The following is a 25,399-nucleotide window of genomic DNA, read 5'->3' on the forward strand; positions in this document are numbered from 1 at the left end:
TAGATATATAACGGGACTACCGACACAAATGAAGACGCAAACATTCAAGGGATTTTTACTTATCGGTTTCACTTTATTCTTCGTATCCATTGGATGCGGGGGAGAAAAACAAGGAAGCCTATCCGATTCTATTTTTGCAAGTCTCGGGATCGCTTCCGATTCGGGAGGAAGTCTTCCTCCTAGTGCGAATTTAACTCCTTACAAGGATACGGACGAACCTGCTACACTTCCCGTTGATTTCGGTACGGCAGGTCCGCAAGCATTACTTAATCTTTCTGCAACCGATCAAGTGGATCGATATAAAAGTTTGGAGATCGTTTTCTCGGAACCTATGACACAATCTACGGTGAACGGCGATTTTGTTCTGAAGGAAAAATCCGGGACCTTATTGCCCGGTCCGAGTGCAGAAAAGGGGGGAACTTTTTATTGGAAATCCGGCGGGAGATTGATCTTTGATCCATATAAGGAGCTGAAACCGAATACTACTTATCAACTGACTCTGACGGGAGCTTCGAAAGGTTTGGAAGGCGGGGATCTCCAACCTTATACTGTTGAGTTTACTACGGAGCCGGATTATTTGATCAGCGCAACGTTAAACGGAACAGCCGTTGGTCCTGCAAATTCTTCCAAAGACTTGACTTATCTTGATGCCGCTCCCGGAACGATCGCGATGAATCTGAATGCAAGTTTTACCTCTCCCGTTAGCGGCGCGAATACTATTCAATCTATCAAGCTGAAACACTTGAGTTCTTCAGCGGAACATGTGATCTGCGCTGCTCCTCCTTGCGATATGACCGCTCCTCTTGCTTCGTCTTTGAATTTGAATTCTTTCTCGGGAGGAAAAGCAGGGTTAAAACCTTTTCAAGGTGGGAATTCTTATATTTTCGAGATCACTACTACTAACGGTAAGGTATTTCGCAGATCTTTCGGGTTCAATTACGGAAAAGTGAATACCACTCCGTATGCTTTAATCGCAAACGGCGCGGCTGCTATTGTGGATGAGGCTCAGGCCTTAAAATTATTCGGTCAGATCTTGGAAAGATTTACCAAGAATGATTATAAGATCACCGGTAAAAGTTTTTCCGATTTTTCCAACACTCCTAAAACTACCACTAAGAGAACTTCCCATTGTATAGATTATTATTCCACCGGTGGATCCGCTGTGAATTTCATCCGTAGTTTCGGTGATTCTACCGACCCTGACAATGGTGACGGTTATTGTGGTGGATCAGGTGCAAATCCGGGCGCTTTTGTCGGAAACGGATGTTTCTTGGGTTGTTCCGATTTCGATATGGACGTTTATATTACGGGGGTAAATATCCCTCCAACTACCGGAGCGGATCCTACGATTACTGCGAGTTTAAGTGTTCCCGCAAATAATAATCTCAAAGTAAACATTAACGGTCGTAAGGCGATTATCAATCTTGCTATTATTGCAAGGAACCGTAACTCTATCGGTCTGGGGCTCGTAGGAGCAGGCAATCGATTCTATTTTACCACCATCGCGGAAGTGAATTTAGGAGAAACACCGAACCCTCGTGCTGCGGTTGCAAACACAAACACTCTTGTGGATTCCAATGGAGAATTTAATATCGCGATCAAAACTCCTCTGACTGCGGCAGCTCTTCCTACAAATGTTCCAACGGACAATTTTTATACGAAAGAATGGTCCGACCCCTTACGTGTAAAAAACAATGCGGGTGATCTGGATTCGGTAGACTATATAGACTCCACTTCTTGGGCAGCGGACCTTCTATCTTCCGTGACCGCTTCCATTGCGAACGGTATGGTTCCGGCCTTAAAACCTGCAATTACTCAATCCATGTTGAGAGACGTAGTGCAAAAGGTTGCGCCTAACGCGTTGAATGCGGTAGTAACTTCGTTGGCTAATCCGGGTTTAGATGTGGTTCTCCCCGATTACCTTCCCGCTCCTCTTCAAAGTTTTCCTCTTTCCTTAAAGTTGAAATTCCAAACGGATGTGGCTCCTACGGTATCCGGAGCGAACAAAGGACTCGTGGGCTCGGCCTCCGTGGCGTTAGTGGCCAAAAATCCGCTCATCAATACCGATCCGAATTATCACGGACATCAGTTGGCCGCGGGCTTTGTAAGCACTCGTCCTATTCCGGCTGCGGATGCTTTGACTAAAACTTTTCCATTCTCGAGAAGTTCTACAAACCCTGGACTCCTTTTAACCTTGACTGCGGATACCGTTACTCAGGCTGCTTATAGTCTCTGGCAAAACGGTGCCTTAAATTTAAGGATCAATAAACCGTTTATAGATTCTATCACCGCTTATGCAGGTTCGGATCCTCTCTTCCAGTTGACACAAGAGTTAGTGAAAGTCGGAACTCTCCTGAACATTTTGGCTCCAGGTAGATCCACTTTGGTAGGTTTGAATCCTAGCGATCCTAGCAAGCTGATCCAAAACGTAAAATCTTCGGACGATGTGGACATAGATGTTTATGCGATCCATGCCCCGAACGGTGAGTTTAAGTTTGCGGGAGCGAGCGCTATTCCTTCTCTTGTCGTGAACTTTACGGATCTGGAATTGAGGATTTACGGAAGAAGGCCGAATGGGACCCAGATAGGATATCCAACTTTAAGTTCCGTTACTTGCTCCTCTGCGGCTCCGGATAATGCCGCAAACAGTTGCCGCTATCTTCTAAACACGGTGCGCGTGAGTATCAAAGGGGACGGTTCCTTTAATTTTATTCCGTTCGATAATCCGGATCCTATAGGAAAACCTCAGTATAATAATTTGAATGCTATGAGTCTTGTGATCAAAAAGGACGAGACTAGTATGGCTTATACTCTAGACATTCTGGAAGGGAATTCTGTGAATCCTTTCGGTTTGGACCCTAAGGGAATTTTCCAAGTGGTGGATCCACTCATCCGCTCCTTGATCATTCCTTTGGTGAATAACGTTTTACGTCAGGTGCCTTTGCCTAAGTCCCTTAATGTGTCCGCGATCACAAATTACACATCCGGTGCGGTTTGTAATCTTCAATCCACTACGGATAAATTGAAGCTGATCACTATTCCGATCCCGAATACGGAACCTTATCCGTATCTGTTCGGAGGTCTTCAGTTCCAAGGAGCGGCGGCTACGAACCCTGGAACAGTTGTGCAATGTCCTTAATGACGTGTGAATAGGAATAAAAGAGGATTGGTATAGAAAGATAATATTATAAAAACAGAATAAATCCTGAACCAAGAGTTTTCTCCAAAATTGAAAATTAACTCTTAAGGGCAGGGCCGTTTTTTCGAAAGAAGAAGGTCCAGCCCGAGGTTGGTTAGGCACTTGCCGAGTGCCGACTCCCGCCGAACGCGAACGAAATTATGCGATTGAAGACTGGAGAAAAAAAATGGTTACCGGATTGGGTGAAAGTGAAAGAATATTTATTAAACGGACGGTTGTTATAACCTGTCTGGCAGTTTCTCTTATGTTTTCGGGATGTAGAGATTCCGAAAAAGGGGGAGGAATACTCGATTCATTCTTTAGTTCTATAGGGATCCCGGTAGATGGGGACGGATCCATTCCCGGAACTTCCAATACTATAAATTATACGGAAACGGATACCCCGGCCACTTTACCTGTGGATTTCGGGACCACAGGGCCTCAAGTCCTTCTCAATTTGGCGAACCTGACTCAGGTGGACCGTTACAAAAGTTTGGAGATTGTTTTTTCCGAACCGATGGTCGCAAGCACGGTAAAATCGGATTTTGTTCTGACTGAAGAAAACGGCACGCTTCTACCCGGACCTCCAGCCGAAAAAGGGGGAACTTTCTACTGGAAATCGGGCGGAAGATTGGTATTCGATCCTTATCGGGAATTAAAAGCGAATACTACTTATAAGCTTACTTTGACTTCCGCTTCCAAAGGATTAGAGGGCGGGGACCTGCAGCCTTATACGGTAAGTTTTACTACCGAGCCTGATTACTATATTACGATGTCCTTAAACGGAACGGGAGTGGGGCCGGCAAATTCCCAAAAAGACTTAACGTATCTGGATGCAACGCCTGGGACGATCGGAATGAACTTGAATGCAAGTTTTACGAATCCTAGTAATCCGAACCAGATCCAAAGCATTAAATTAAAACATATGGGTTCGAATGCGGAACATATAATTTGTTCCGCTTCTCCTTGCGATATGACCGCTCCTATTGCTTCTTCTTTGAACTTAAACGCTTTTACAGGTCCGAAAGCCGGTCTAAAACCTTTCCAGGGTGGGAATTCATACGAGTTCCAGATCTTAACCGCGGACGGGAAAACGTTCCGTAGGTCTTTCGGATTCAATTACGGAAAAGTCAATTCTACACCCTATGATTTGATTTCCAACGCATCCGCAGCCGTTTTCGATGAAGCTCAGACTTTAAAATTATTCTCTAATATTCTTCAAAAATTCGCTCGCGCGGATTTTAAGATCACGAATAAGACATTTAATGATTTTTCAGGATCACCAAAAACCACTGACATTGCTCCTCTTCGGGATCCGGACGGAAACGGTAACTTTTCGGATAGACGATGTATCGATTTTTGGTCCATTACGGCGAATGATTTTCCGATCTCTGTCAATTATGTGAGAACCTATGGTGATATGGCCGGCCAATTCGGGAACGGTTACTGCGGTATCGCAGGAAATACTGGTGCATTCAATATTACCGCAAGCTTTCTCGGAAGCCTTCCTATGTGGTTGGACGTTTATATCAATAATGTAGTCGTTCCTCCTTTAGCTCCGGATAATAGTACGAATATCACAGACTCGATCTACGTCCAAGCAGACGGAGTAATGGGGATTGATCTAAACGGAAAAAGATCGGTCATCGATCTGACTACGATAGGGTATTCACATGATTGTACGGGTTTAGCTTGTTTGCTCGGTAATGACGATACGTATGGTTTTTCGACCACCGCTACTTTAAACCTGAACTCTCCATATACTTCTCGTTTGGCGAGAGCGAAGGCAAACGCAAGTTTTGATACGAACGGAAAGATCGCAGTTGCGATCAGAACTCCTTATACACCTACGGATCCGATCACCGGGAATTTTTACGTTTCCGAATGGACTAATAATCTGAGTGTAGCGGGTGTAAATTTATTAGCTGCAACGGATACCCTAGGCTCTTGGCTTTCTCCTATTACGGAAAGTGTGGCGAATAACGCGGTTCCTCAGGCGACACCTTACATTACACAATCTATGCTGAGAGATATTGTGGAAAGGGTTTCCGTGGAAGCGATGAACGCGGTGTTGGTTTCTTTAAATAATCCCGGCCTGGATGTTACCTTGCCCGATTACCTGCCTGCTCCTTTGAGTAATTTTCCTTTGTCTTTAAGACTTATGGCCCAGAACGATGCAGTGGTAAAATCGGACGGAACAAACAAAGGGATACTCACTTCCGCAAGTGTTTCTTTGGTGGCTAAAAATCCGATCGCAAATACGGATCCGAACTATCATGGGCATCAATTAGCTACGGGTTTTGTGAGCACTCGTCCTATTCCCGCCGGTACTGCAATGGCAAAAACTTATCCATTCTCCAGAAGTAACGCGAATCCCGGATTACTTCTTACTTTGAATGCGGATACGGTTACTCAAGCAGCTTATAGTCTTTGGCAAAACGGCGCTTTAAATTTAAGGATTAATAAACAATTTATAAACCAGATTAAGCAGTATGCCGGTTCAGATCCATTGTTCGAATTGACCCAAGAGTTGGTGAAAGTTGGGACCTTGCTGAATATTTTATCTCCAGGTAGACCTTTAGTAGGTTTAAAACCCGGCGATCCTACTAAATTTGTCCCAAGTGTCAGCGCAACGGATGATGTGGATATAGACGTTTATGCGATCCACGCTCCGAATGGAGAATTTAAATTCGGAGGAGCAAACGCTCTCCCTATCTTGGTAGTGAATTTTACGGATTTGGAATTAAGGATTTATGGAAGAAGGCTTCCCGGAACGGATGTAGGCGACGGAAGTTTTTTACCTTGTAGTGCGGCAGCCGCAGATAACGCGGCAAATAGCTGCCGATATCTACTCAATACCGTGCGTGTAAGTATAAAAGGAGACGGAGCTTTCAATTTTATTCCGTTTGATAATCCGGATCCTGTAGGAAAACCGCAGTACAATAATTTAAACGCTATGAGTTTAGTGATCCGAAAAGATGAAGCTAGTATGTCTTATACGATGGATATTTTAGAAGGACCTACATTTAATCCCTTCGGTCTGGACCCGAAAGGAATTTTCCAGGTAGTGGATCCTCTCATCCGCTCTTTGATCGTTCCATTGGTGAATAACGTATTACGCCAAGTACCTCTGCCTAGTTCCTTGGCCTTGGACGCGATCACGAATGTCAGTTCTGGGAACAAATGTAATCTACAATCAACCACCGATAAGTTGAAATTGGTCACTATTCCTATTCCGAATTCGGAATCATACCCTTACCTTTTCGGAGGACTTCAGTTCCAAGGTACATTCGCCTCCAATCCTGGAAACGCGATTGTCTGCCCTTAGGATAAAAAAGAGGCTCGGATTTCCGAGCCTCTTACGCATTCCAAAATCTTAATGGTATAAGATTTACATCTTTCCTCCGCCATAGGTCTCATCACTTGGAACCGAATTTTCCGGTGTCCAACCTTGAGGAATATGGCAGGATAGACAGTTCTTTAAGGAAATATTCTTTTTCATCAAGTCCTTGAAAGGAGGAAGAGATTTGAATTTTACGATAATTCCCTCGTATGAACTTCTTTTCGGTTCCGCTCCGTCTCCCGGATAATATCCGCCGTTTCCTTTTTCCTGCATAGTCCCGTCTTTCGGATCACCTGTCCCGTTCATCAAAACTTTGCCTTCACAAGTGCAGAATGAAGAATCCTTGGTCTTATGGTCGTGAAAAGCGGAGAATGCGGTTCCTCTAACGCCTGCAGTGGTAGTCGGAGTCCGAACCTCGAATTTTTTACCTTTTAGGTTCACAAGTTGGAACCAGGCAAATCCGCTTTGAACTTCCAGTTGACCGTCCTTGGATTCGTTATATAGACTCGAAATTTTCAGTTTTGTATTCGGTAGGATTTTAAACTCCGAACCCTTGTAGAGTAGGGTCGTTTTGGAGGCATTTCCAGTGGAGACGATATCCCCTTCGGAGACCAGGTCTCCTTGTTTTAGGATGTTCCAACCTCCTTTACCTCCTTTTTGCAATTGTACCTTTCCGACAAGGAAGGAAACTCTTGCGTCCTTTTCTTTGTTCTCTTGGCTCACTAAAACCAAGGCACCGATGGACAGTGTTAAGCTCAAGATCATCCAAACTTTCAGTTTCATAAACTTCTCCTTAAAATTCGATGGTGGTCCAAAGAGTTAGCTCTTTGGACAGGCGGCCATAGGATACGATCCCGTTATTTGCACCGCCTTGGAATTGTTGTAAATATTCCGCTTTAGTCCTTTCGTTCCCGGACCCGTCCACATAAGATTGTTCTCGGTTTCCGTCCTTATCCCTGTTCCTGGATTCCGTATATCCAAGGGCAATACGTAAAGAATCCGTAATATTCCATTCCATGAATACTGAACCTCTTCTAAAGGAAGAGCGGACAGAATAACCGGAAGAATTTACCTGAGGGCCGATAGTATTGGATTGTATATTCCAATAATCCGATTCAGGACTTCCCGGCATGACTTGGTTTATTTGAGCTCGGTTTGCGGAAAGTATTCCGTCTCTTCCGCTTCCTCCTTCTAATCTACCCACGATCCTAAGATCCCCCCATCCTAAAGACAACCATGCGTATGCCGCAGTGCCGGTGGAGTCCAAACCCGGAGTAACAGCTCCGAACGGATTGGAAATGTCTCGGACTTCGCCGCCTTTTTGTTTTCTAAACACGTATCCAAGTCCAAAGTTAAGAATTTTTTTACGATCAAAATTAGCTTCAAGAGCATAAGAGTCACTTTCTAAGGAACGAACATCTTTCCTAAGGGTGGTAGCAAGATTATTATCCGAGGCAAGACATGCGGTTCCTTCCTTACAATCGGAAGAAGTTGCACCCGTTAAATTTGCCGATCGGTAAAAGAAATGAAGTCCTATCCGATTCTCATCGCCTATTTTAGGTTCGTAGGAAACTCTGGAGGAAAGATCGAAACCTGCGGAGTCGGTGTTCTGGGTATGCCTGTAACCTTCTCCATTGGAAAGAACAACCTGAGCGGATACGTTATCCCATTTTCCCGTTCCACCTAACCCGATATCGGCGGGGGCAGGAGCAAATCCCAGGCTTTCCAGAGGTCCTCTATCCACATACCTCCATCTCCAGTAATTTTTCCATTGTGTATAAGTATGGGGAAGTTCCTGCATTCCGAAAGTCAGAGAATATTCTCCTAATCCGGTTTCCCAGGTCTTTCGAACAAGAGCCCTTCTAATCCCTAAAATATAAGGATTGGATTTGGCCCCTCCATCCATTCTTGTATCTGCGCTTACTTGTGCGGAACGTAATAATTCTCCCCATAATTCCAGGCTGACACCGGTTTCCTTAAATTCTTTATTGATGGTCAAAAGGGTCCAAGGTGTCGAGAAGCCGGGCTCCTCGTTCAAATAGGTGTTGGTAAGACCGGAGCCCCCATCTCTCATTCTCTGGTTATAAGAAGGAGAGAGAATACCGCCTATCTTCAAACCGTAAAAGCCATCCGGTTCGTCCTTCTTGGTTGTTACGATTTCCTCTGCGGATAAATGTACGGATCCCATAATAAAACAAGCTGCGGTGATCAGTTTTCTAATTGATGTCTTTTTCAAAGAGGTCCCCCTCGATTACTTGCCGACAAAAGTCGTAAAGAAAAAATTTCGTTTAGATAAACCTATCCTTCTTCTCTTGTCTACCAGACTTTCTTTTTAACAAAGGGGTCGATCCGATTTCCGTAGTTTCTGTTCGATCGGAATAAACGATACTTTCCCTGGAATAAGATTGTAAAAAGGGGATCGACGGGTTACAAGAATACGAGATCAGTGGAGTCGGAACCGGAAAAAATTTTTCGACCATCTATTCTATGCGCACTTTTAAGATATTGTTCTGGCTAACCATTAATACCGTGATCGGCACGATGAATTCGCTGTTAGTCGCTCATAATTCCCACGCACCTTTTTGGAAGGTGTTCTTGGCCACCCAGGTGACCACACATTGTGTATGTTCCATAGTGGAATTTTCGGTGGAATTTTTGAACCGAATGAACAGGGGAGCATTTTTTACCGGCGCCTTCTTAGTCGTCGCTTCGGTGATTGCATCGGTGCTGGGAGTCGCTTCAGGCGGGATCATTCACGTATTATTATTGGCCGGAGAAGGGGTGGAAAGACCTCACGGAGGGTCTTATAATATTCTCCTAAGCAGCCTGATATTGGCGTTATTCATTTCCTTTTTGGAAAAATCCATGCAGATCCTGATCGAAAGAAGAAAGAAGATGGAAACTGAACTGAAGGATATCCAATACAGGACCTTTCAGAATCGAATGGATCCACATTATCTATTCAATACCTTGAACACTATCCATTCCCTACTCATGACGGATCCGCAAAAAGCGGATAACGCACTTATTCTACTTTCGGAGACGTACAGGTTTTTATCAGATAGGATCTTCGAAAAAACTATCCCTTTCTCGGAAGAATGGGATTTTACGGTAAATTATCTGGAATTACAAAGGATACGGTTTTCGGATTCTTTGACGATCAAGATCAAAAAAGTAGGAGACTTTTCCAGGCTTAGGATACCTCCTCTCACTTTACAACCGTTAGTGGAAAATAGTTTTAAACACGGATTAGAAAATCGTTCCGAGGCAGGGATATTAGAGATCAGTGCGACCGAAACTTTCGGAAGGATAAAAATAGAGATTAAAAATAACGGGAACGAAAAACAGGAACATCATCTTTTGCCTGAATATAAAAAATCCGAATTTTCTCGTACCTTAAATAATATAAAATCCAGGTTAGAGTATAATTTCGGAGAAGCGGAACTCAAATTAGAAAAAGACAAATTTGGAATCACTACATTACGACTGGAATTCGCATCAAGATGAATAGCGTGCTATATAAGGTTTTAGTGATAGAGGACGAAGTCCCCGCCAGGGACCTGCTCCGAAAATTTTTGGAATATTGGCCCCAATTTGAAGTGTGCGGGATCGCAAGAACAGGCTCTCAGGCAATCGATCTCCTAAAAAAAGAAAAATTCGATTTAGTCTTTTTGGATATCAATCTTCCCGAAAAAACGGGACTACAGGTATTGGAAGAAATAGGGGAAAATCTCCCGGTTTTGGTATTCACCACTGCTTATAGGGAACATACACTAAAGGCGTTCGAGGTGGGTGCCTGCGATTATCTTTTGAAACCTTACACGAAAGAAAGATTCGCTTCTTGTATGGAAAGGGCGCTTCACCATCTGCAATTAAAGTCGATATCCAATTCCAGAGCAAACGGAGAGCCGGATCCAGTATTTGTTTTTCGTGACGGAGGTTTGATCCATCGTGTCTTGTATGCGGATCTATACTATCTTACCGCTAATGGTAAACGTTCGGTTCTTCATACCAAGGACGGGGATTATGAGACTGCAAAGTTACTAGGTGATCTAGAGAAAGAATTACCTAAGACGGATTTTTTGCGAATTCATAGAAAACATATGGTAAATCGAAATCTTGTCTCTGCTGCAAAATCCCAAGCGGGTGGTGCATATACGATCTATCTGAAAGACGAGGATGAGACCAATCTTCCGGTGGGCCGGGAATTTGTGGAAGGAGTGAAAAGCCTTTTCGGGAAGTAAGGCGCAGGTTTTAAAAATGTTTAGTAAGAGTTATTCGCGCAGAGACGCGAAACTGCAGAGTTAGGAATTCCTACAAATCTATCTCCGTGCGAAACGCTCACCAAGGGATCTCTTTTTTATCTCTCAGAAAAACACCGGAAGGACCGCTCTTATCTAATTGAGCCGCCCAAACAATCGTCTCGGCACCATGTTCTACCGAGCGAGTTGCCGACTTACCGCCCATATCCGTTCTTACCCAACCGGGACAAACGGAATTCACTTTGATATCCTTGCCGGAAGATTCTGAATGTAGGATACGAGTCAAAGCGTTCAGCGCCGCTTTAGAAATACGATAAGCGGCATATCCGGAACTCATATCGTAAAGTTGGCCCATCCCGGAGCTAACGTTTACGATCCTTCCGTAATCGTTCTTTTTCATTACGCCGAAGATCTTTTGGGATAGAAGGAAAGGACCTATGAGATTCGTATCCAAGGTTCCTTGCAACATTTCTAATGTAGTATTTTCGATGGATCCGCTATCCAGATACACGCCGGCGTTATTCACAAGAATGTCGATTTTCGGATATTTAGAAAGCACATCATTTAGGAAAGTTCGGATGGAATTCGGATCGGAGACGTCCAAGGCAAAACTTTCCGCAGATCCTCCTTCTTGACGGATGGAGACGACCGTTTTTTCGGAATCTTCTTTTTTGCGGGAAGCGCAAACAATGTGGATCCCCGACTTGGCAAGTTGTTTGGAAACTTCTTTGCCTATACCTCGGCTTGCGCCGGTTACGATTGCGATTTTTTTGTCCATAAGAGTTGGACTAATCTTTGAACCAATTTTTATATTTAAAATATAAAATCATAACGCTAGGAATGGCCAGCATTGTGATTAAAGAGGCGCTTAGGACCAGCTTGTTCTCATAGGGAAGTTCCGTAAAATTCATACCGAAAAAACCGGTTAAAAAGGTAAGCGGCATAAAGATCATGGAGACCAGTGTAAGACGCTTGATAATGTCGTTTGTTTTTTGGGAAAGAAAGGAAAAGTAGGCATCCATAGAGTTTCCGATCAGATCCCTATCCATATCGATGGTTTCCACGAGCCTACTCAAATGGTCGTATACGTCCCTAAAATAAAAACGTACCCTTTCCGAAAGGAATTTTTCCTCGTGTCTCATGATCAGATTGAGCACTTCTCGTTGGGGAGAAAGGACCCTTCTCATCCTGACTAAATTCCTTTTTACATATAATATATTCGTAATGAAATCCGGTTCAATTTCGCTGATCAGGATCTGATTTTCCAAGTCCGTGATCTGTTCAGAGATCTGGTCCAGGATCGGAAAATTGGAATCCACTAAAAGGTCGAATAATAGGTAGAGAACGTGGTCCGTTCCTTTGGAGATGAAATTTTGGTCGGCAAGAGTCCGGTTCCAAAGGGAGTCAATCAAAGGTTCCTTATGTTCATGAACGGAAACGATAAATTTACGATTGAAAAATACGTGAGTTTCCGTCGCGGAAAACGACTGTTCTCCTTCCGACCTGAAACTATGTAGAACAATAAAAGCATGATCCTCATAATCTTCGAACTTAGGCCTTTGGTTTCGGTTCATACAATCTTCTATCGCAAGATCATGGAATCCGCAGTTTTTAGATAAGAAAACCAAATCTTCCGGACTTGGGTCTTCCACATCTAACCAGACTTTTTCCTTGTTCAGGGTCTTTTTTAATGAGAAGTTCTTTAAAAAAGAAGCATCCGCTTTCCGGACTATCGCTTTTGTGGGGGAATTTTTTACTTTTGGATTGGGGAAGGAAAGAAAGCGTATCATCAGATTATCCTAATACGACTCTTTCCTAACCTGTGGAGTTTAGGTGTTCTCCAATGCGTAAACGATATACGCACGGAAATCTTCCAGGGTGAATTCTCTCTTGTTGGTCAAATGATTGATCATATAACCTATGATGGCGGAGGTAAGATTTTTCACTTCGAACTCGGTGTAATTCGGCTTCAAGGCCAGGATGATCTTTTTGGAATTTTCATAGAAGATCAGATTTACCAAATGAATATTGCGTTTTTTTAATCTATGGATCTTCGGCTGGAGCATAAGACTCCAATACAATCGGAGATATTCCTCGTTCTCCTTTACTAATTTAATGATCTGTCCGCCCAAAAATTGGATCAACTCGGCTTTATTCTCGGTGGAGTTCAATTTTTCAGGGAGATATTTTTTTAGGATCGTATCATGAGATTCGATGATCCCTTCTAAAATCGATTCCTTGGATTCGAAATAACGATAGGCAAGGCCCAAGGATAGGCCGGCTCTCTGTGCGATTTGCCTCATAGTAGAGCCGTGATACCCTTGTTCGGAAAATAATTTGAGGGACGTTCTTAGGATTAGGTCTCTTGTGTCTTTGGCCATTGTTTACCGAATGGAATAGAGAACCTTTCTAGATCCGATCCTTTCCCGATTGGTTTCCATTCTATTCTTATAACCGTAGGCCTTCTCGGGTTTTAATAGAGAGAATAGATCGTACAGTTCGATCTCGAATTGTAGCATAACTTCTGCGACTTCTTCCGGAAATTTTTCCAGAGATTTTACGGCGTCCACGCAAACATGCCTGGAGTTGATCTTGTCCGGGCGGATCTCTTCGGCGATCTTTCTGAAATTCTGCTTAGTGATCGTTCCGCCCACGGAAGTTTTTTTGCCTCTATCTTTGGATATGGCAATGATTGTGCGAGTGACTTTCATCACTTCTTTATCGTCCGGGATCATACCCATAGAAGCGGAAAGATCCGATCTTGCCGCAGTTACCTGATCCAAATCATCGAACGCACTCGAGTCGGCGATCTCTAATAAATTTTTATAACCTGTGATCGTCTCCAGGTTGATGGCCTTAGTAACTTTGGAAAAAGTCACAGGACTTAGCATACTTTTGAGAGTAGAAATAAAATTTTTCAGAGCATAAGAAGATTCGATCATAGGCGCGGAAATCCCTTCGATCTCTTCTTTAACGAGCATACGAATATCGGTCCTAGCTTCGGGCCCGCCGATCTTTACGGTGACCGGAACCAGATCCTTCGCCACGATATGGAGCGCTCGGATCTCGTCCGAATCCATATCTTCCGTTTCCGTGCCTCCCTTCAGTCCTACGATGGGATAACTCTGTTTCAATGAAATCAGGTGGCGGCGAAGTTCGATAATTTTGCGGTCTATCTGCTCTTTCACGTTTCTAGTATCGTCCGTTTCTAAAAAACAGTAACGATTTTTGGGAAAAAAGCTGCTTCGTCTTCCGAATTGACGGGAAATGCCGATCCCGTATCAATAGACCTATGAGCCAGCCGAAGGGCAGTACCTTTTTGAAAAAACTTCCTACTTGGATCCAGGAACTATTCGGAGAAGAATCCGTAGATTCCACTCTCTCTTTCTTTTTTATCGTTTTATTAGTTTTAGCTTTTAAATCTTCCGTGTTGGATGCGAACAATATTCCCTCGGGATCCATGCTTCCTACTTTGAAGATAGGGGATTTTCTATTCGTAAACAAGATGAGATATTCTCTCCGACTTCCTTTTACGGATATAGAACTAAAAAGATATGATGATCCTAAAAGAGGGGATATCGTAACCTTTATCCCTCCCGATGGAGCCGTTTCTCCCGAAGAAAAGGAAGGATTGTTCCCGAAAAGATTCGTAAAAAGAGTGATCGGTCTTCCTGGCGATAGGATCCGTATCGTAAAAGTATTACATGAGAGAGATGGATTTCCTACAGTCTATGGTAAGATAGAATACATGGAAAAAGGAAGTACTACCTTCTCCTCTTATGATTTTAAGGACGAAGAGAAGGGAAATCTATTCGACGACTTGGACGACGATGCCGCTGTTCAATATTATCTTTTTAAAGAAAAGAAACCGGGCTTCGAGCATTATGTAATCGAAGGGAATACTCGTCCTTATGCCCATGAGTTTAAAGATGCGGAATGTTTCCAAATCACGGGTTGTGTGATCCCGGATGATCATTACATGATGATGGGAGACAACCGCACAAATTCCTCCGACTCTAGATTTTGGGGATTCGTTCCCAGGGACAATATACTAGGAAAGGCGGCATTGATCTATTTCTCCATCAATTGGAAGGACCATGTTTGCGCTTATAAAAGTGCGGAAGACCTGGGAATGAACGGGGACTCTGCACAAAAATACGATCCGGAAGAATTTAGATCGAAATGTGGCGATATCGGTTCTAATATGAATTGGTTCAAGAGTACTATATTCTACAGAATTCCCAGAATGCAGGTCCGTTGGTATCGTATCGGAACCGTATTAGAATAAATATGAGCGAGCCGGATCAAAAGCCTCCCGAAAAGAAAGATGCCTCACCCTGGCAGCTTGCTAGCGTAGGAACCGAGTTCGCTTTTATCATCATTGCCTCCGTTTTTATAGGAAGGTATCTGGATGGACGTTTTGGTTGGTCTCCTTTCGGGATCTTGTTCGGGGCGATTTTCGGTTTCGGCTACGGGATTTATTATCTTCTCACCAGAGTTTCCCAGTTTGACAAAAAGGACTAAAACCCGGTTTAGGGGATGAAAGACTCCGACGGGTTATTACAACCTAAAAAGTATTATTTAGGTTTTGCCGTCCTTCTTCTTGCCTTTGGAGTATGGTTCCGATTCTTTGCGGTTCCCGACCCTGGCTTCTGGAAGGGAATTGTAATATCTCTTTTAGTATCCTTGTCCATTTATAATTTTAGATTTTATCTACTTTGGAAACATTCCAAAGAAGGTTTTCCGTTCCAATTTGGAACGACTGTTCTGTCTTTTTTTATTCATTTAGCCGTTTTAGTACTGTTTATCTGGAGAGGCGAACGTGAAGGTTTCGTGATTGGTTTTTTTATTGCCCATTTCGCCAACCTTTTAATATTGGTATTCGCAAGGTGACCGCTTAAAACGCTTTAAAAAACGTTTTAGAGATGCTTTGCGGGAAATAGAACCCTGGGTTTCAGCTCCCAAAACTCTTTCTTCCTGTCGTTTACGAGAGGATCCTTTACAAGTATGTTGAAACAAATCTTCGCAACCGCATTATTATTGTTCTCACTTCCATTATTTGCCTCCGAGGGAGAAGCTTCCAAACCTTTCGACCTAAACGAGGTGTTGGTTCACCACTTGATGGATCATGCTGAGTTTCCTTTCAACGTGGGCGGAAAGAAAGTTTTCGAAGGCCATGAAGCTTTCGATCCTCATTCGGAAAATATTTTTGTGGATCATTCCACAGGTCATAGATTCCACTTCGTGGGTGGAATTGATCTCCATATCACTCGTCGCGTAACGATGATGTGGATTGTTTCCTTCCTTCTTCTGATCGTATTCATTCCTGCCGCTCGCCTCATCGCAAAAAATCCTTTAAAAATACAAAGTAGATTCGCAAACGCTGTAGAAGCGTTCGTGAGTTTTTTGAAAAAGGATGTGGTGGATGCAAATACGGACGGTCACGGACATTCTTATTATCATTATATTTTTACATTATTTTTCTTTATCCTTTTCTGTAACCTGATGGGGCTCATTCCTCCGGTTGGAGAAGTGATCCAGCTCGGTGTAGAATCCATCAACGCAGGAGAAGAAGTTCCGGCAACCGCACATGCGGATTCCGGTCACCACGAGCCCATCTGGATCGCAAAAGTTTGGAATGGGATCACAGTAACAGGTGATGTTTCGGTTACTGTTACTCTTGCGCTCATTACTTTACTTTTGATCTATGGAACAGGATTCGTTTACCAAGGACCGAAGTTTATTCTTCATTCCGTTCCGAACGGAGTTCCTGCACCGTTATACATCCTAATGTGGCCATTGGAGTTTATCATCTCTCCACTTGCGAAAGCCTTCGCACTCACTGTGCGTCTTTTAGCGAATATGACGGCAGGACACGTAATTATCTTAGCGTTACTCGGATTTATCTTCCAATTCCAATCTTGGGGAGTGGCGCCGATCTCGGTTTTCGGAGCAACTGCGATTTATTTCTTAGAATTATTCGTGGCTTTCTTGCAGGCTTACGTTTTCGCTCTTCTGACCTCGCTCTTTGTGGGCTCGAGTATGCATAGGCACTAATTTTAATTATAAGCGTTTTGATTTCAAATAGGAGAAAATAGTACAATGGAATTCGGACTAGGATACATCGGAGTAGGAATCGCAGCTGGGCTCGCTATTTTAGGCGCAGGTCTTGGTATCGGAAGAATCGGTGGCTCTGCCGCTGAAGGAATCAGCCGTCAACCTGATGCAGCTGGAAAAATCCAAACTGCGATGATCATCTCTGCAGCCCTTATCGAAGGTGCGGCTCTGTTCGCAATCGTGATTGCGTTCCTCGCAGGCGGAACTTTGAACACAGCAGTTTCTAAAGCATCTGCTAAAACTGAAGTTTCTGCACCGGCTGAAGGTAAATAATCTTGTTTCTCTTGGCAGCTGACAGGGGATTAGGCGCACTATTAGATGTTAATCCGGGTCTGATCATTTGGACCCTGATTACCTTCACGATAGTCGTTATTATCCTTAAAGTTTTCGCTTGGGATGTGATCCTCAAGGCTCTGGATGAAAGAGCTGAGACCATCCAAAACGATATTCGTAAGGCTGCTGACGTACGTTCCGAAGCGGAAGCTCTGCTGAAAGATTATGAAACAAGAATCGCACAAGCAAAGGACCAAGCTAACGGAATCGTAGCGGAAGCCAAATCGGACGCTACTAACCTGAAAAACAAAATGTTGGATGATGCTTCGAAAGAAGTGAAGGCGCTCAAAGACGGCGCTATCAGAGACATCGAACTTGCAAAATCCAAAGCATTGGCGGAACTCCAAGGACAGATCGTTGAAATGACCGTTCAGGTCGCTGGATTGGTCTTGGAGAAACAGTTAAAGGCAGACGATTACAAGTCCTTTATTGAGAACGAGTTAGGTAAGATCAAAAAACTGAGCGCGTAAACAAATGAGCTATTCAGCGATCCCAAAAACATACGCGGCCGCATTTGCGGACGCTAGCTCTTCACCGGAAGAAGCCGAGCAAGAATTGGATTCGATTGTAGGAATTTTCCGCGTTGAACCTTTGTTTCGTAATTTTTTCGATACTCCTGCGGTTAAACGAGAAGAAAAAGAAGCGGTTTTAATCAAAATCTTCCAAGGAAAAATTTCGGAGCTCACTCTGAACTTTTTACACGTACTTCTTCGCAGGGGAAGATTTTCCTTTCTTTCCGAAATCCACGACGCTTTAAAGGAAGAACTGGATCGCAAAGCCGGAAGAGTTCGCGCTAAAGTTAGAAGTTATCCGTTATTGAGTGAGACTGAGCTCTCCAAATTACGGGAAGTATTAAAAGAAAGATTCAAATCAGAGTTTATCTTGGAAGTTAAGGAGGACCCCAGCCTTATCGGTGGTTTTGTGGTTCGATTCCAGGATTTGGCAATCGATGGTTCTATGAAGAACCAACTCAGAAAAGTAAGGCAAACCTTGCTGGATAGTAAATTACCGGTCGGAGTTGTGTATGAAAATTAAAACGGACGAAATCACGTCGGTTCTCAAACAGGAAATTTTAAACTATAAAAAGGATCTCGCCGTCGAAGAAGTCGGCACCGTTCTGGAAGTAGGGGACGGTATTGCGAGAGTTTTCGGTCTTAGAAACGTAATGGCCGGAGAGCTTGTGGAATTCCAAAACGGGATCCGCGGTCAGGCGTTCAACCTGGAAGACAATTCCGTGGGTGTGATCATTTACGGTGAATATAAGAACATCAAAGAAGGTTTCTCCGTTAAGAGAACCAATAAAATTTTGGAAGTTCCCGTCGGTCCTGAATTGCTCGGTCGTGTGGTAAACCCGCTTGGAGAGCCTGTAGACGGTAAAGGCCCGATCAATGCAAAACATACCCGCGCGGTAGAAAGTCCCGCTCCCGGTATTTCCAAAAGACAACCGGTAGAAGAGCCTCTTCAAACCGGTATCAAAAGTATCGACGCTATGATCCCGATAGGCCGTGGACAAAGGGAGTTGATCATCGGAGACCGTGGAACCGGTAAAACTTCCATCGCTCTGGATACGATCATCAACCAAAAAGGATCCGGAGTTATCTGCGTTTACGTAGCAATCGGACAAAAAGCTTCCACTGTAGCGACTATCGTGGAAAAACTAAAAGCGGTTGGAGCTCTGGAATATACCATCGTGGTTTCCGCAACTGCTGCCGATCCTGCTCCTCTGCAATACATCGCTCCTTATTCCGGATGTTCCTTCGCGGAATACTTCATGTATAACGAGAAAAAGGCTACCTTAGTTGTTTATGATGACTTATCAAAACAAGCGGTTGCTTATCGCCAAATGTGTCTTCTTCTTCGTAGACCTCCGGGCCGCGAAGCTTATCCTGGAGACGTATTCTATCTTCACTCTCGCTTATTAGAGAGAGCCGCTAAATTGGACGAAAAATACGGAGCGGGATCTTTGACCGCCCTTCCGATCATCGAGACCCAAGAGGGCGAGGTTTCCGCTTATATTCCGACTAACGTGATTTCCATCACGGACGGTCAGATCTATCTGCAATCCAACTTATTCGCATCCGGGGTTCGTCCTGCAGTGGATGTGGGTATTTCCGTATCCCGTGTTGGTTCAGCCGCTCAGATTAAAGCGATGAAACAAGTCGCAGGAAAAATGAAACTGGAATTAGCTCAGTTCAGAGAGTTGGAAGCATTCGCTCAGCTCGGAACCGATTTGGATCCGGTAACTCAGGCTCAGTTGGACAGAGGATATCGTATCGTTGAGATGCTGAAACAACCTGTTTCCAGCCCTTATCCTGTGGAAGAGCAAGTGGTCGAAATTTTTGCGGTAACCAGAGGACATATGGACAAGGTTCCGGTTCCAAAGGTGAGAGAGTTCGGAGGACATTTACTGAACGTTCTTCGTACACAATACCCTGAAATATTGAACGCAATCCGCACCGAAAAGAAAATTTCGGACGAAGGAAAACTGGGAGAGGTAATCGCCTCTATCGCAGCCGACTTTGTTAGGAACCTGAAGTAAGCGGAGAAAAATCTTGGCTACACCCAGGGAAATAAAGAAGCGGATCAGCTCCGTTAAGAACACTCGGAAGATCACTCGAACTATGGAAATGGTCGCTACGGCCAAGTCCAAAAAGTTGAGCGATAGGGTGAACGCGTCCCATCCATTCTCCAACAAAATTAAAGAATTGGTGGGGGCGCTTGCCTCCTTGGCTTCCGTAGTGAAAAGTCCTTATTTAAGAAAACCGAATACGATCCGTTCGATCGCTCTTCTTGTGATCACTGCGAACAGAGGTCTTTGTGGCGGATACAACTCCAAGACGATCCGTTTGGCAAGAACTCGCATCCAAGAGTTGAAGGATCACGGCGTAAATGTTCGACTTTTTGTCGTAGGTAAAAAGGGGATTTCCTATTTTCAATTCGCAAAAGAGAAAATAGAAAAATCCTATACTCATATCGATGACAAGTCCGGTTACAAGGAAGCGGAAGAGTTTGCGGACTTCTTCTTGGATCTATTTGCAAAAGAAGAAGTGGATTCGGTGGAAATTATCTCCACAGTGTATCGTTCTTCCGCAAACCAAGAACCAGAAGTGACTAAGGTTCTTCCGTTCGAAGCACAAGGAGAAACGAATGTCGGTTCCAACGTTCTATACGAACCGAGCCCGGCTGACATTTTGGAATCACTTCTTCCTTTAGTTGTAAAAACTGCATTTTTAAAAGCGATCTTGGAAGCGAATTGTTCCGAGCAGATCGCAAAACGCGTGGCCATGAAATCCGCAACGGACGCGGCCTCCGAGATGATCAAACTTCTGACCCGCGGTTACAACCGTATCCGTCAGGCGAAGATCACTCAGGAGATCTCGGAGATCGTAGCGGGTGCGGACTCGCTAAACTAGTTCTGGTATTGGAGTACTTGGATGAGCATAGGTAAAGTAAAACAAATCATCGGATCCGTTTTGGATATCGAGTTCGAATCCGGACATCTGCCCGAAATTTTTAACGCATTAGAGATCAATGCGGTAATCAACGGCCAAAAGGAAAAAATCGTAGCCGAAGTGCAACAGCATATCGGCGATAGCGCAGTGCGCGCAATTGCACTTTCTTCCACCGATGGGTTGACCAGAGGCCAGGAAGTTTCCGATACCGGAGCTCCTATTTCCGTTCCGGTCGGGGACGTGACTCTTGGAAGAATTTTTAACGTATTGGGTGAGCCTGTCGACGAAGGCGCTCCTATTCAAGTGAAAGAGCGTAAGCCGATTCACAGACCTGCACCTGGTTACGAAGACCTTTCCCCTAAAACGGAAGTATTCGAAACAGGGATCAAGGTCATCGACCTTCTCGCTCCTTATATCAAGGGAGGAAAGACCGGACTCTTCGGAGGAGCCGGAGTAGGTAAAACGGTTCTTATCCAAGAGTTGATCAACAATATCGCGAAACAGCACGGTGGATTTTCCGTGTTCGCAGGTGTTGGTGAAAGAACTCGCGAAGGAAACGACCTCTGGAGAGAGATGAAAGAATCCGGAGTTATCAACAAGACCGTACTTTGTTATGGTCAGATGAACGAACCTCCTGGCGCTCGTCTTCGCGTGGCACTTTCCGCTCTTACAATGGCGGAACATTTCCGTGATTCCATCGGAACAGACGTATTACTCTTCGTAGACAATATCTTCCGTTTTTCCCAAGCGGGATCGGAAGTATCGGCTCTACTCGGACGTATGCCTTCTGCGGTGGGGTATCAGCCGACTCTTTCCACAGAGATGGGTGCTCTCCAAGAGCGTATTACTTCTACTCGTAAAGGATCGATCACTTCCGTTCAGGCGATCTACGTTCCAGCGGACGACTTGACTGACCCTGCTCCTGCGAACGCATTCGCTCACTTGGATGCAACTACGGTTCTTTCTCGTGCGATTTCCGATAAAGGGATTTATCCTGCGGTTGACCCACTTGATTCTACTTCCCGCGTGATGAACGCAGAAGTTTTGGGAGCGGAACACTACGGTGTAGCCCGTGAGGTTCAAAGGATCCTGCAGCGTTATAAAGATCTTCAAGATATTATCGCGATCCTTGGTATGGACGAACTTTCCGAGGACGATAAGGTTCTGGTGGCTCGTGCAAGAAAGATCGAGAAATTCCTTTCTCAGCCTTTCCACGTAGCGGAAGTATTTACAGGATCTCCTGGAAAATACGTAAAACTTTCCGATACAGTTCGTTCTTTCAAAGAATTGATTTCCGGAAATTGCGACCACCTTCCGGAGCAAGCCTTCTACATGGTAGGAACCATAGAAGACGCGATCGAGAAGTCCAAAAACCTGAGAGCATAATCGATGGCAGCCAAGCTAGACGTATCGGTAATCTCTCCTGAAAAACTACTCTTCCATGGCGATGCGGACAGCATCGTCGTGCCTGGAAGCGAAGGATTTTTCGGAGTGTATCCGGGCCATACCTCTCTTGTTTCCCTGCTTGGGATCGGCGTGTTGGAAGTCCGACAAGGAAATAAAACCAAAATTGCCGCAATCGAAGGCGGGTTTTTTGAAGTAAGAGACAATAAAGTTACGATTTTGACGGACCACGGTAGTTTGAAAGAAGATATCGACCTGGCCGCCGCCCAAAAAGCCCTAGAAGAAGCGGAAGCTCTACCTGCCTCCAGCGAGAAAAATACTCTCGTCCTAAAAGCAAAAACCCGAATTTTAGCGGCTTCCCGCTAATATTTAGGGGTTCCAAATTCCGAAAATTATTAAGGGACACTTCTATCGGCCGAGGCCGAAGAAGTTTCCCATTTAAGAAGCTGGCCAATGATCCAGGTTCTTAAAGCCTGCCAATGGACATTTTTGAAAAACTATGTTTTGGGGCGGATTATAAGAGAGAAGGTCCTCTAATCTAGGGGGACCATCTCGAAATATTTTCGGATTGTATTTCCTGCAACTTAGGAGATCCTCCGAATTATAGAGTCGGATTTTTAGCATACTGTAGGAAGCATGGCGGACGATTTTACGATAGACGAGGGAGAGGGGTTTCCGACCGGAAACGGAGAGGATTTTGATCCGAGTGAAATGAGCTTGGACGAAATAGATTCTCTCTTGGCTAATGACAGCGACTCCTCCGATTTTAATTTCGATTCCGCTCCGGGAGATTCTATAGACAGCGAAGGCTTCGAGGAATTACTCGCTTCATCCGGTGACGATTATCCGGATGATATTCCTAATTTTGAACCGGACGAAGCGGATTTCGGTTCAGACCTAAGCCAACTAGACGAGTCCGTTCACTTGGACGATGACTTTGATTTCGAACTTACTGATCCGATGATCGACGCCGAGATCGATCGACTTCTGGATATTGACGACGATCTAAATTCTTCTCCAACACCATCCTCCTCCGCTCCTTCTTGGAAAGAATCCGCACCTTCCGTGTCGGAAGATCATGAGGAAGCATTCGGGGACTTAGGTTCCTTGGATTTAGGCGATTTTTCTCAACCGGGAGATATTCCTTCCTCTGCATTCCATTCGGACGACCAACCGTTCGATTGGGCCGCGGAATCTTCCGACCAAGACGAGATCGTGGGATTCTCAGATGCGGACCTAGATGATGAAACACCGATCTCACTTTCCGACGAAGAATTACATAATATTGATATAGGTTCCAATCTTTCGGATTTCTCCATGGAGGAAGAAGTTTCCGCGTCCGAAGATTCCGCCGCTAAATCTTATGAGGATGAATTGATCTCGGATGACGAGGGCCCGATTTCTCTCTCAGAACATGAATTAGACGATATCATGGCGGAGGACTTTAGCCCTAACCTGGAAGAAGAAGACGGATTCGGCGACCTTGGTGGGGATGATATTTCCACACCTTCTTCCGAATTGACGGAAGACATTCATTTCGAAGACGAAGAAGAAAAGGACATCGCACTTTCTACCGATGAACTGGACCACCTTCTCGAAGGTGATGGGGATTCTTCCGAAAGCAAAAATTCCTTCGAAGAATTGGGAGATTTCGGAGACTTAGATCTTGGTTCCGTTTCCGATGAACATACTTCTTCCGCTTTGGATATGGAAGAAGAAGCTGATGAACCGATCGCACTTTCTGATGACGAGTTAGGCAATCTATTATCATCAGGCGACGATGACGAGATCGAAAATATCCAACTAGACGATCTGGATTCGGTAGGAGCTCCTACAGTCGAATCCGAGTTCGGAATGGAGGAAGGATCCGATCCTTCCTCCGAATTGGACCTAAGCGATTTTAATTTTGATTCCGAGCCGGACGAAACAAAAGACGAATTCGGTGGAGATGATGAATCCATTTCTCTCCCTGTTTCCGATTTTGAAAACTTCGGAATGCATGAAGAAGAAAACCCTTTGGATACCGGATTGGACCTGGGAGATTTTGAAGATAGTCCTAAGTCCGAAGAAAAAGTATTCGAAGAATCTTTAGGAGACTTCACTACCGCAAGCGATGAGGATATTTTAGGGACTTCCGATTCGATGGATTTTGCATCTACGGAAACTTCCGAACAGGATTTCTTTTCCGAAACCGAAGAGGCGGACGAACCGATCGCACTTTCGGACGATGAACTTGGAAATTTATTATCTTCCGGGACCGAAGAGGAAGAAGAACATACAGGTACTTCCTTAGATCTTTCTTCCGACATGGACGATAACGAGCCGATCGCACTTTCGGATGACGAACTTGGAAACTTACTATCCGGAGAGGAAGAAACGGTTTCTTCTCTCGATTCCGAAGAAGACGAGCCGATTGCACTTTCAGACGACGAACTGGGAGATCTATTATCTTCCGGAGAAGAAGTTTCCGATACGGATATATTTGCGGATGCTCCGCCTGTCGAACATGAGGATACTTCGCCCGTAGAATTCGGTGATTTCAGCCTGGATACGGAAGCGGATGAACCGATTGCATTATCCGAAGATGAGTTAGGTCATTTACTCGAAGAAGAGCCTGAAGTTGAAACCGCCTCTACCGATCTGATGGACGATTCGGATGAACCGATCGCTCTTCCGATCAACGAGTTAGAAGACATTGGAACGCCTGATGTATCTTCTAACTATGATATTGATTGGGATGGTCCTGTTGCGGATCTGAACGATCTCGGACCCGCGGATGAGAATGCCGTCGCTGCTCCTTCCGATTGGGATCTGGGAGAGGAAGCGGACGAGCCGATCACATTATCCAATGACGAATTAGGAAATTTATTATCGGACGAGGCTCCTCAGGAAGTGGATTCCGAGGACTTGGACCAATTATTATCTTCTCCTCCTGAAGCAAACGACTTGGATGCGTTAGGCTCCATGGAAGACGATATCCAAATTTCAGGTTTGGATTTTGCGGGAAACATAGGTGCGGAGATCGTTCCAACGATTGAAAGATTAACTCCGGAACCGGAACTGATCTTCGTTTTGGACGAGTATGCAGATGAGAATGAACTTTCTCCTCTGGAAGAAATTCGCCAAGCAGGTGCCACTTCGGAAGAGACTGAGTCCGGAGAGGCGATTCCTACTCAGGACGAGATGAAACGTATTCTTCTTTATCTGGATGAACTTTTAGGAAACCTCCCTGATGAAATGATCCGCGACTTCTCTCGTTCGGATTATTTCGAACTTTATAAGAAATTAATGAAACAAATCGGCGTTTGAC

The 25,399-nt window shown here is 44.5% G+C and carries 22 protein-coding genes; 16 read left to right on the forward strand and 6 right to left on the reverse strand.

Annotated elements, in window-relative coordinates; translation table 11 throughout:
• The first annotated feature begins 28 nt into the window (after positions 1-28).
• Together LEP1GSC192_RS17785 and LEP1GSC192_RS17790 are read left to right on the forward strand one after the other, a co-directional pair.
• A complete protein-coding gene (locus LEP1GSC192_RS17785) occupies positions 29-3,139 on the forward strand; it encodes an Ig-like domain-containing protein (RefSeq protein WP_020771353.1) in 3,111 nt (1,036 codons plus the stop codon).
• A gap of 226 nt (positions 3,140-3,365) precedes the next feature.
• Entirely contained in the window at positions 3,366-6,506 is a 3,141-nt protein-coding gene (locus LEP1GSC192_RS17790) for an Ig-like domain-containing protein (protein WP_020771453.1), read from the forward strand.
• A gap of 63 nt (positions 6,507-6,569) precedes the next feature.
• On the opposite strand, the gene LEP1GSC192_RS17795 is transcribed toward LEP1GSC192_RS17790, so the two are convergent.
• Together LEP1GSC192_RS17795 and LEP1GSC192_RS17800 are read right to left on the reverse strand one after the other, a co-directional pair.
• Positions 6,570-7,304 (reverse strand): FecR domain-containing protein, encoded by a 735-nt coding sequence (locus LEP1GSC192_RS17795; RefSeq protein WP_020771518.1) that lies wholly within the window; start codon positions 7,302-7,304, stop codon positions 6,570-6,572.
• A gap of 10 nt (positions 7,305-7,314) precedes the next feature.
• Complete coding sequence (locus tag LEP1GSC192_RS17800; protein ID WP_020771509.1) at positions 7,315-8,757, reverse strand: hypothetical protein; 1,443 nt, start codon at positions 8,755-8,757, stop codon at positions 7,315-7,317.
• 305 nt (positions 8,758-9,062) lie between these two features.
• Here LEP1GSC192_RS17800 and LEP1GSC192_RS17810 point away from each other — a divergent pair, with 305 nt between their 5' ends.
• Entirely contained in the window at positions 9,063-10,028 is a 966-nt protein-coding gene (locus tag LEP1GSC192_RS17810) for a sensor histidine kinase (protein WP_020771250.1), read from the forward strand.
• Positions 10,025-10,765, forward strand: a complete 741-nt coding sequence (locus LEP1GSC192_RS17815) for a LytTR family DNA-binding domain-containing protein (protein WP_020771100.1) — start codon at positions 10,025-10,027, stop codon at positions 10,763-10,765. The genes LEP1GSC192_RS17810 and LEP1GSC192_RS17815 overlap by 4 nt, the downstream gene beginning before the upstream one ends.
• Before the next feature lie 97 nt (positions 10,766-10,862).
• Here LEP1GSC192_RS17815 and LEP1GSC192_RS17820 read toward each other — a convergent pair whose 3' ends face one another.
• From LEP1GSC192_RS17820 to LEP1GSC192_RS17835, 4 genes are read right to left on the reverse strand one after another with little or no spacing between them, the layout of a single operon-like run.
• Entirely contained in the window at positions 10,863-11,561 is a 699-nt protein-coding gene (locus LEP1GSC192_RS17820; RefSeq protein ID WP_020771488.1) for an SDR family oxidoreductase, read from the reverse strand.
• A gap of 10 nt (positions 11,562-11,571) precedes the next feature.
• Entirely contained in the window at positions 11,572-12,573 is a 1,002-nt protein-coding gene (gene corA, locus LEP1GSC192_RS17825) for a magnesium/cobalt transporter CorA (RefSeq protein ID WP_020771208.1), read from the reverse strand.
• A 39-nt stretch (positions 12,574-12,612) separates the two neighbouring features.
• The gene (locus LEP1GSC192_RS17830) at positions 12,613-13,164 is read right to left on the reverse strand and encodes a TetR/AcrR family transcriptional regulator (protein ID WP_020771102.1); all 552 of its coding nucleotides are present in this window, start codon (positions 13,162-13,164) and stop codon (positions 12,613-12,615) included.
• Positions 13,165-13,167: 3 nt separating this feature from the next.
• Positions 13,168-13,971: an aldolase/citrate lyase family protein gene (locus LEP1GSC192_RS17835; RefSeq protein WP_036090889.1), complete on the reverse strand. Its 804-nt coding sequence runs from the start codon at positions 13,969-13,971 to the stop codon at positions 13,168-13,170.
• Positions 13,972-14,075: 104 nt separating this feature from the next.
• On the opposite strand from LEP1GSC192_RS17835, the gene lepB reads away from it, so the two are divergent.
• The 12 genes from lepB to LEP1GSC192_RS17895 all read left to right on the forward strand — a co-directional run bounded on the left by lepB (position 14,076) and on the right by LEP1GSC192_RS17895 (position 25,398).
• On the forward strand, positions 14,076-15,071 hold the full coding sequence (gene lepB / locus LEP1GSC192_RS17840) for a signal peptidase I (protein WP_020771394.1): 996 nt from the start codon (positions 14,076-14,078) through the stop codon (positions 15,069-15,071).
• A 2-nt stretch (positions 15,072-15,073) separates the two neighbouring features.
• On the forward strand, positions 15,074-15,307 hold the full coding sequence (locus LEP1GSC192_RS17845) for an AtpZ/AtpI family protein (protein WP_020771472.1): 234 nt from the start codon (positions 15,074-15,076) through the stop codon (positions 15,305-15,307).
• 15 nt (positions 15,308-15,322) lie between these two features.
• On the forward strand, positions 15,323-15,676 hold the full coding sequence (locus tag LEP1GSC192_RS17850; protein ID WP_020771106.1) for a hypothetical protein: 354 nt from the start codon (positions 15,323-15,325) through the stop codon (positions 15,674-15,676).
• Positions 15,677-15,790: 114 nt separating this feature from the next.
• Positions 15,791-16,840 carry a F0F1 ATP synthase subunit A gene (gene atpB, locus LEP1GSC192_RS17855; protein WP_020771209.1) on the forward strand — a complete coding sequence of 350 codons (1,050 nt, stop codon included), beginning with the start codon at positions 15,791-15,793 and terminating at the stop codon, positions 16,838-16,840.
• Positions 16,841-16,885: 45 nt separating this feature from the next.
• Positions 16,886-17,173: an ATP synthase F0 subunit C gene (gene atpE, locus LEP1GSC192_RS17860; RefSeq protein ID WP_020771187.1), complete on the forward strand. Its 288-nt coding sequence runs from the start codon at positions 16,886-16,888 to the stop codon at positions 17,171-17,173.
• 2 nt (positions 17,174-17,175) lie between these two features.
• Entirely contained in the window at positions 17,176-17,703 is a 528-nt protein-coding gene (locus tag LEP1GSC192_RS17865; RefSeq protein ID WP_020771267.1) for a F0F1 ATP synthase subunit B, read from the forward strand.
• A gap of 4 nt (positions 17,704-17,707) precedes the next feature.
• Positions 17,708-18,268 carry an ATP synthase F1 subunit delta gene (gene atpH / locus LEP1GSC192_RS17870; protein WP_020771376.1) on the forward strand — a complete coding sequence of 187 codons (561 nt, stop codon included), beginning with the start codon at positions 17,708-17,710 and terminating at the stop codon, positions 18,266-18,268.
• Positions 18,258-19,772 carry a F0F1 ATP synthase subunit alpha gene (gene atpA / locus LEP1GSC192_RS17875; RefSeq protein WP_020771125.1) on the forward strand — a complete coding sequence of 505 codons (1,515 nt, stop codon included), beginning with the start codon at positions 18,258-18,260 and terminating at the stop codon, positions 19,770-19,772. Before atpH ends, atpA begins: the two co-directional genes overlap by 11 nt.
• 13 nt (positions 19,773-19,785) lie before the next feature.
• Positions 19,786-20,646 (forward strand): ATP synthase F1 subunit gamma, encoded by an 861-nt coding sequence (atpG, locus tag LEP1GSC192_RS17880; protein ID WP_020771133.1) that lies wholly within the window; start codon positions 19,786-19,788, stop codon positions 20,644-20,646.
• A gap of 21 nt (positions 20,647-20,667) precedes the next feature.
• Positions 20,668-22,071: a F0F1 ATP synthase subunit beta gene (gene atpD / locus LEP1GSC192_RS17885; RefSeq protein ID WP_020771382.1), complete on the forward strand. Its 1,404-nt coding sequence runs from the start codon at positions 20,668-20,670 to the stop codon at positions 22,069-22,071.
• Positions 22,072-22,074: 3 nt separating this feature from the next.
• A complete protein-coding gene (atpC, locus tag LEP1GSC192_RS17890; protein ID WP_020771277.1) occupies positions 22,075-22,455 on the forward strand; it encodes an ATP synthase F1 subunit epsilon in 381 nt (126 codons plus the stop codon).
• Between the two features lie 270 nt (positions 22,456-22,725).
• Positions 22,726-25,398 (forward strand): hypothetical protein, encoded by a 2,673-nt coding sequence (locus LEP1GSC192_RS17895; protein WP_020771137.1) that lies wholly within the window; start codon positions 22,726-22,728, stop codon positions 25,396-25,398.
• Position 25,399 lies beyond the last annotated feature (1 nt).

Source organism: Leptospira sp. B5-022, assembly GCF_000347035.1.
GTDB lineage: Bacteria > Spirochaetota > Leptospiria > Leptospirales > Leptospiraceae > Leptospira_B > Leptospira_B cinconiae.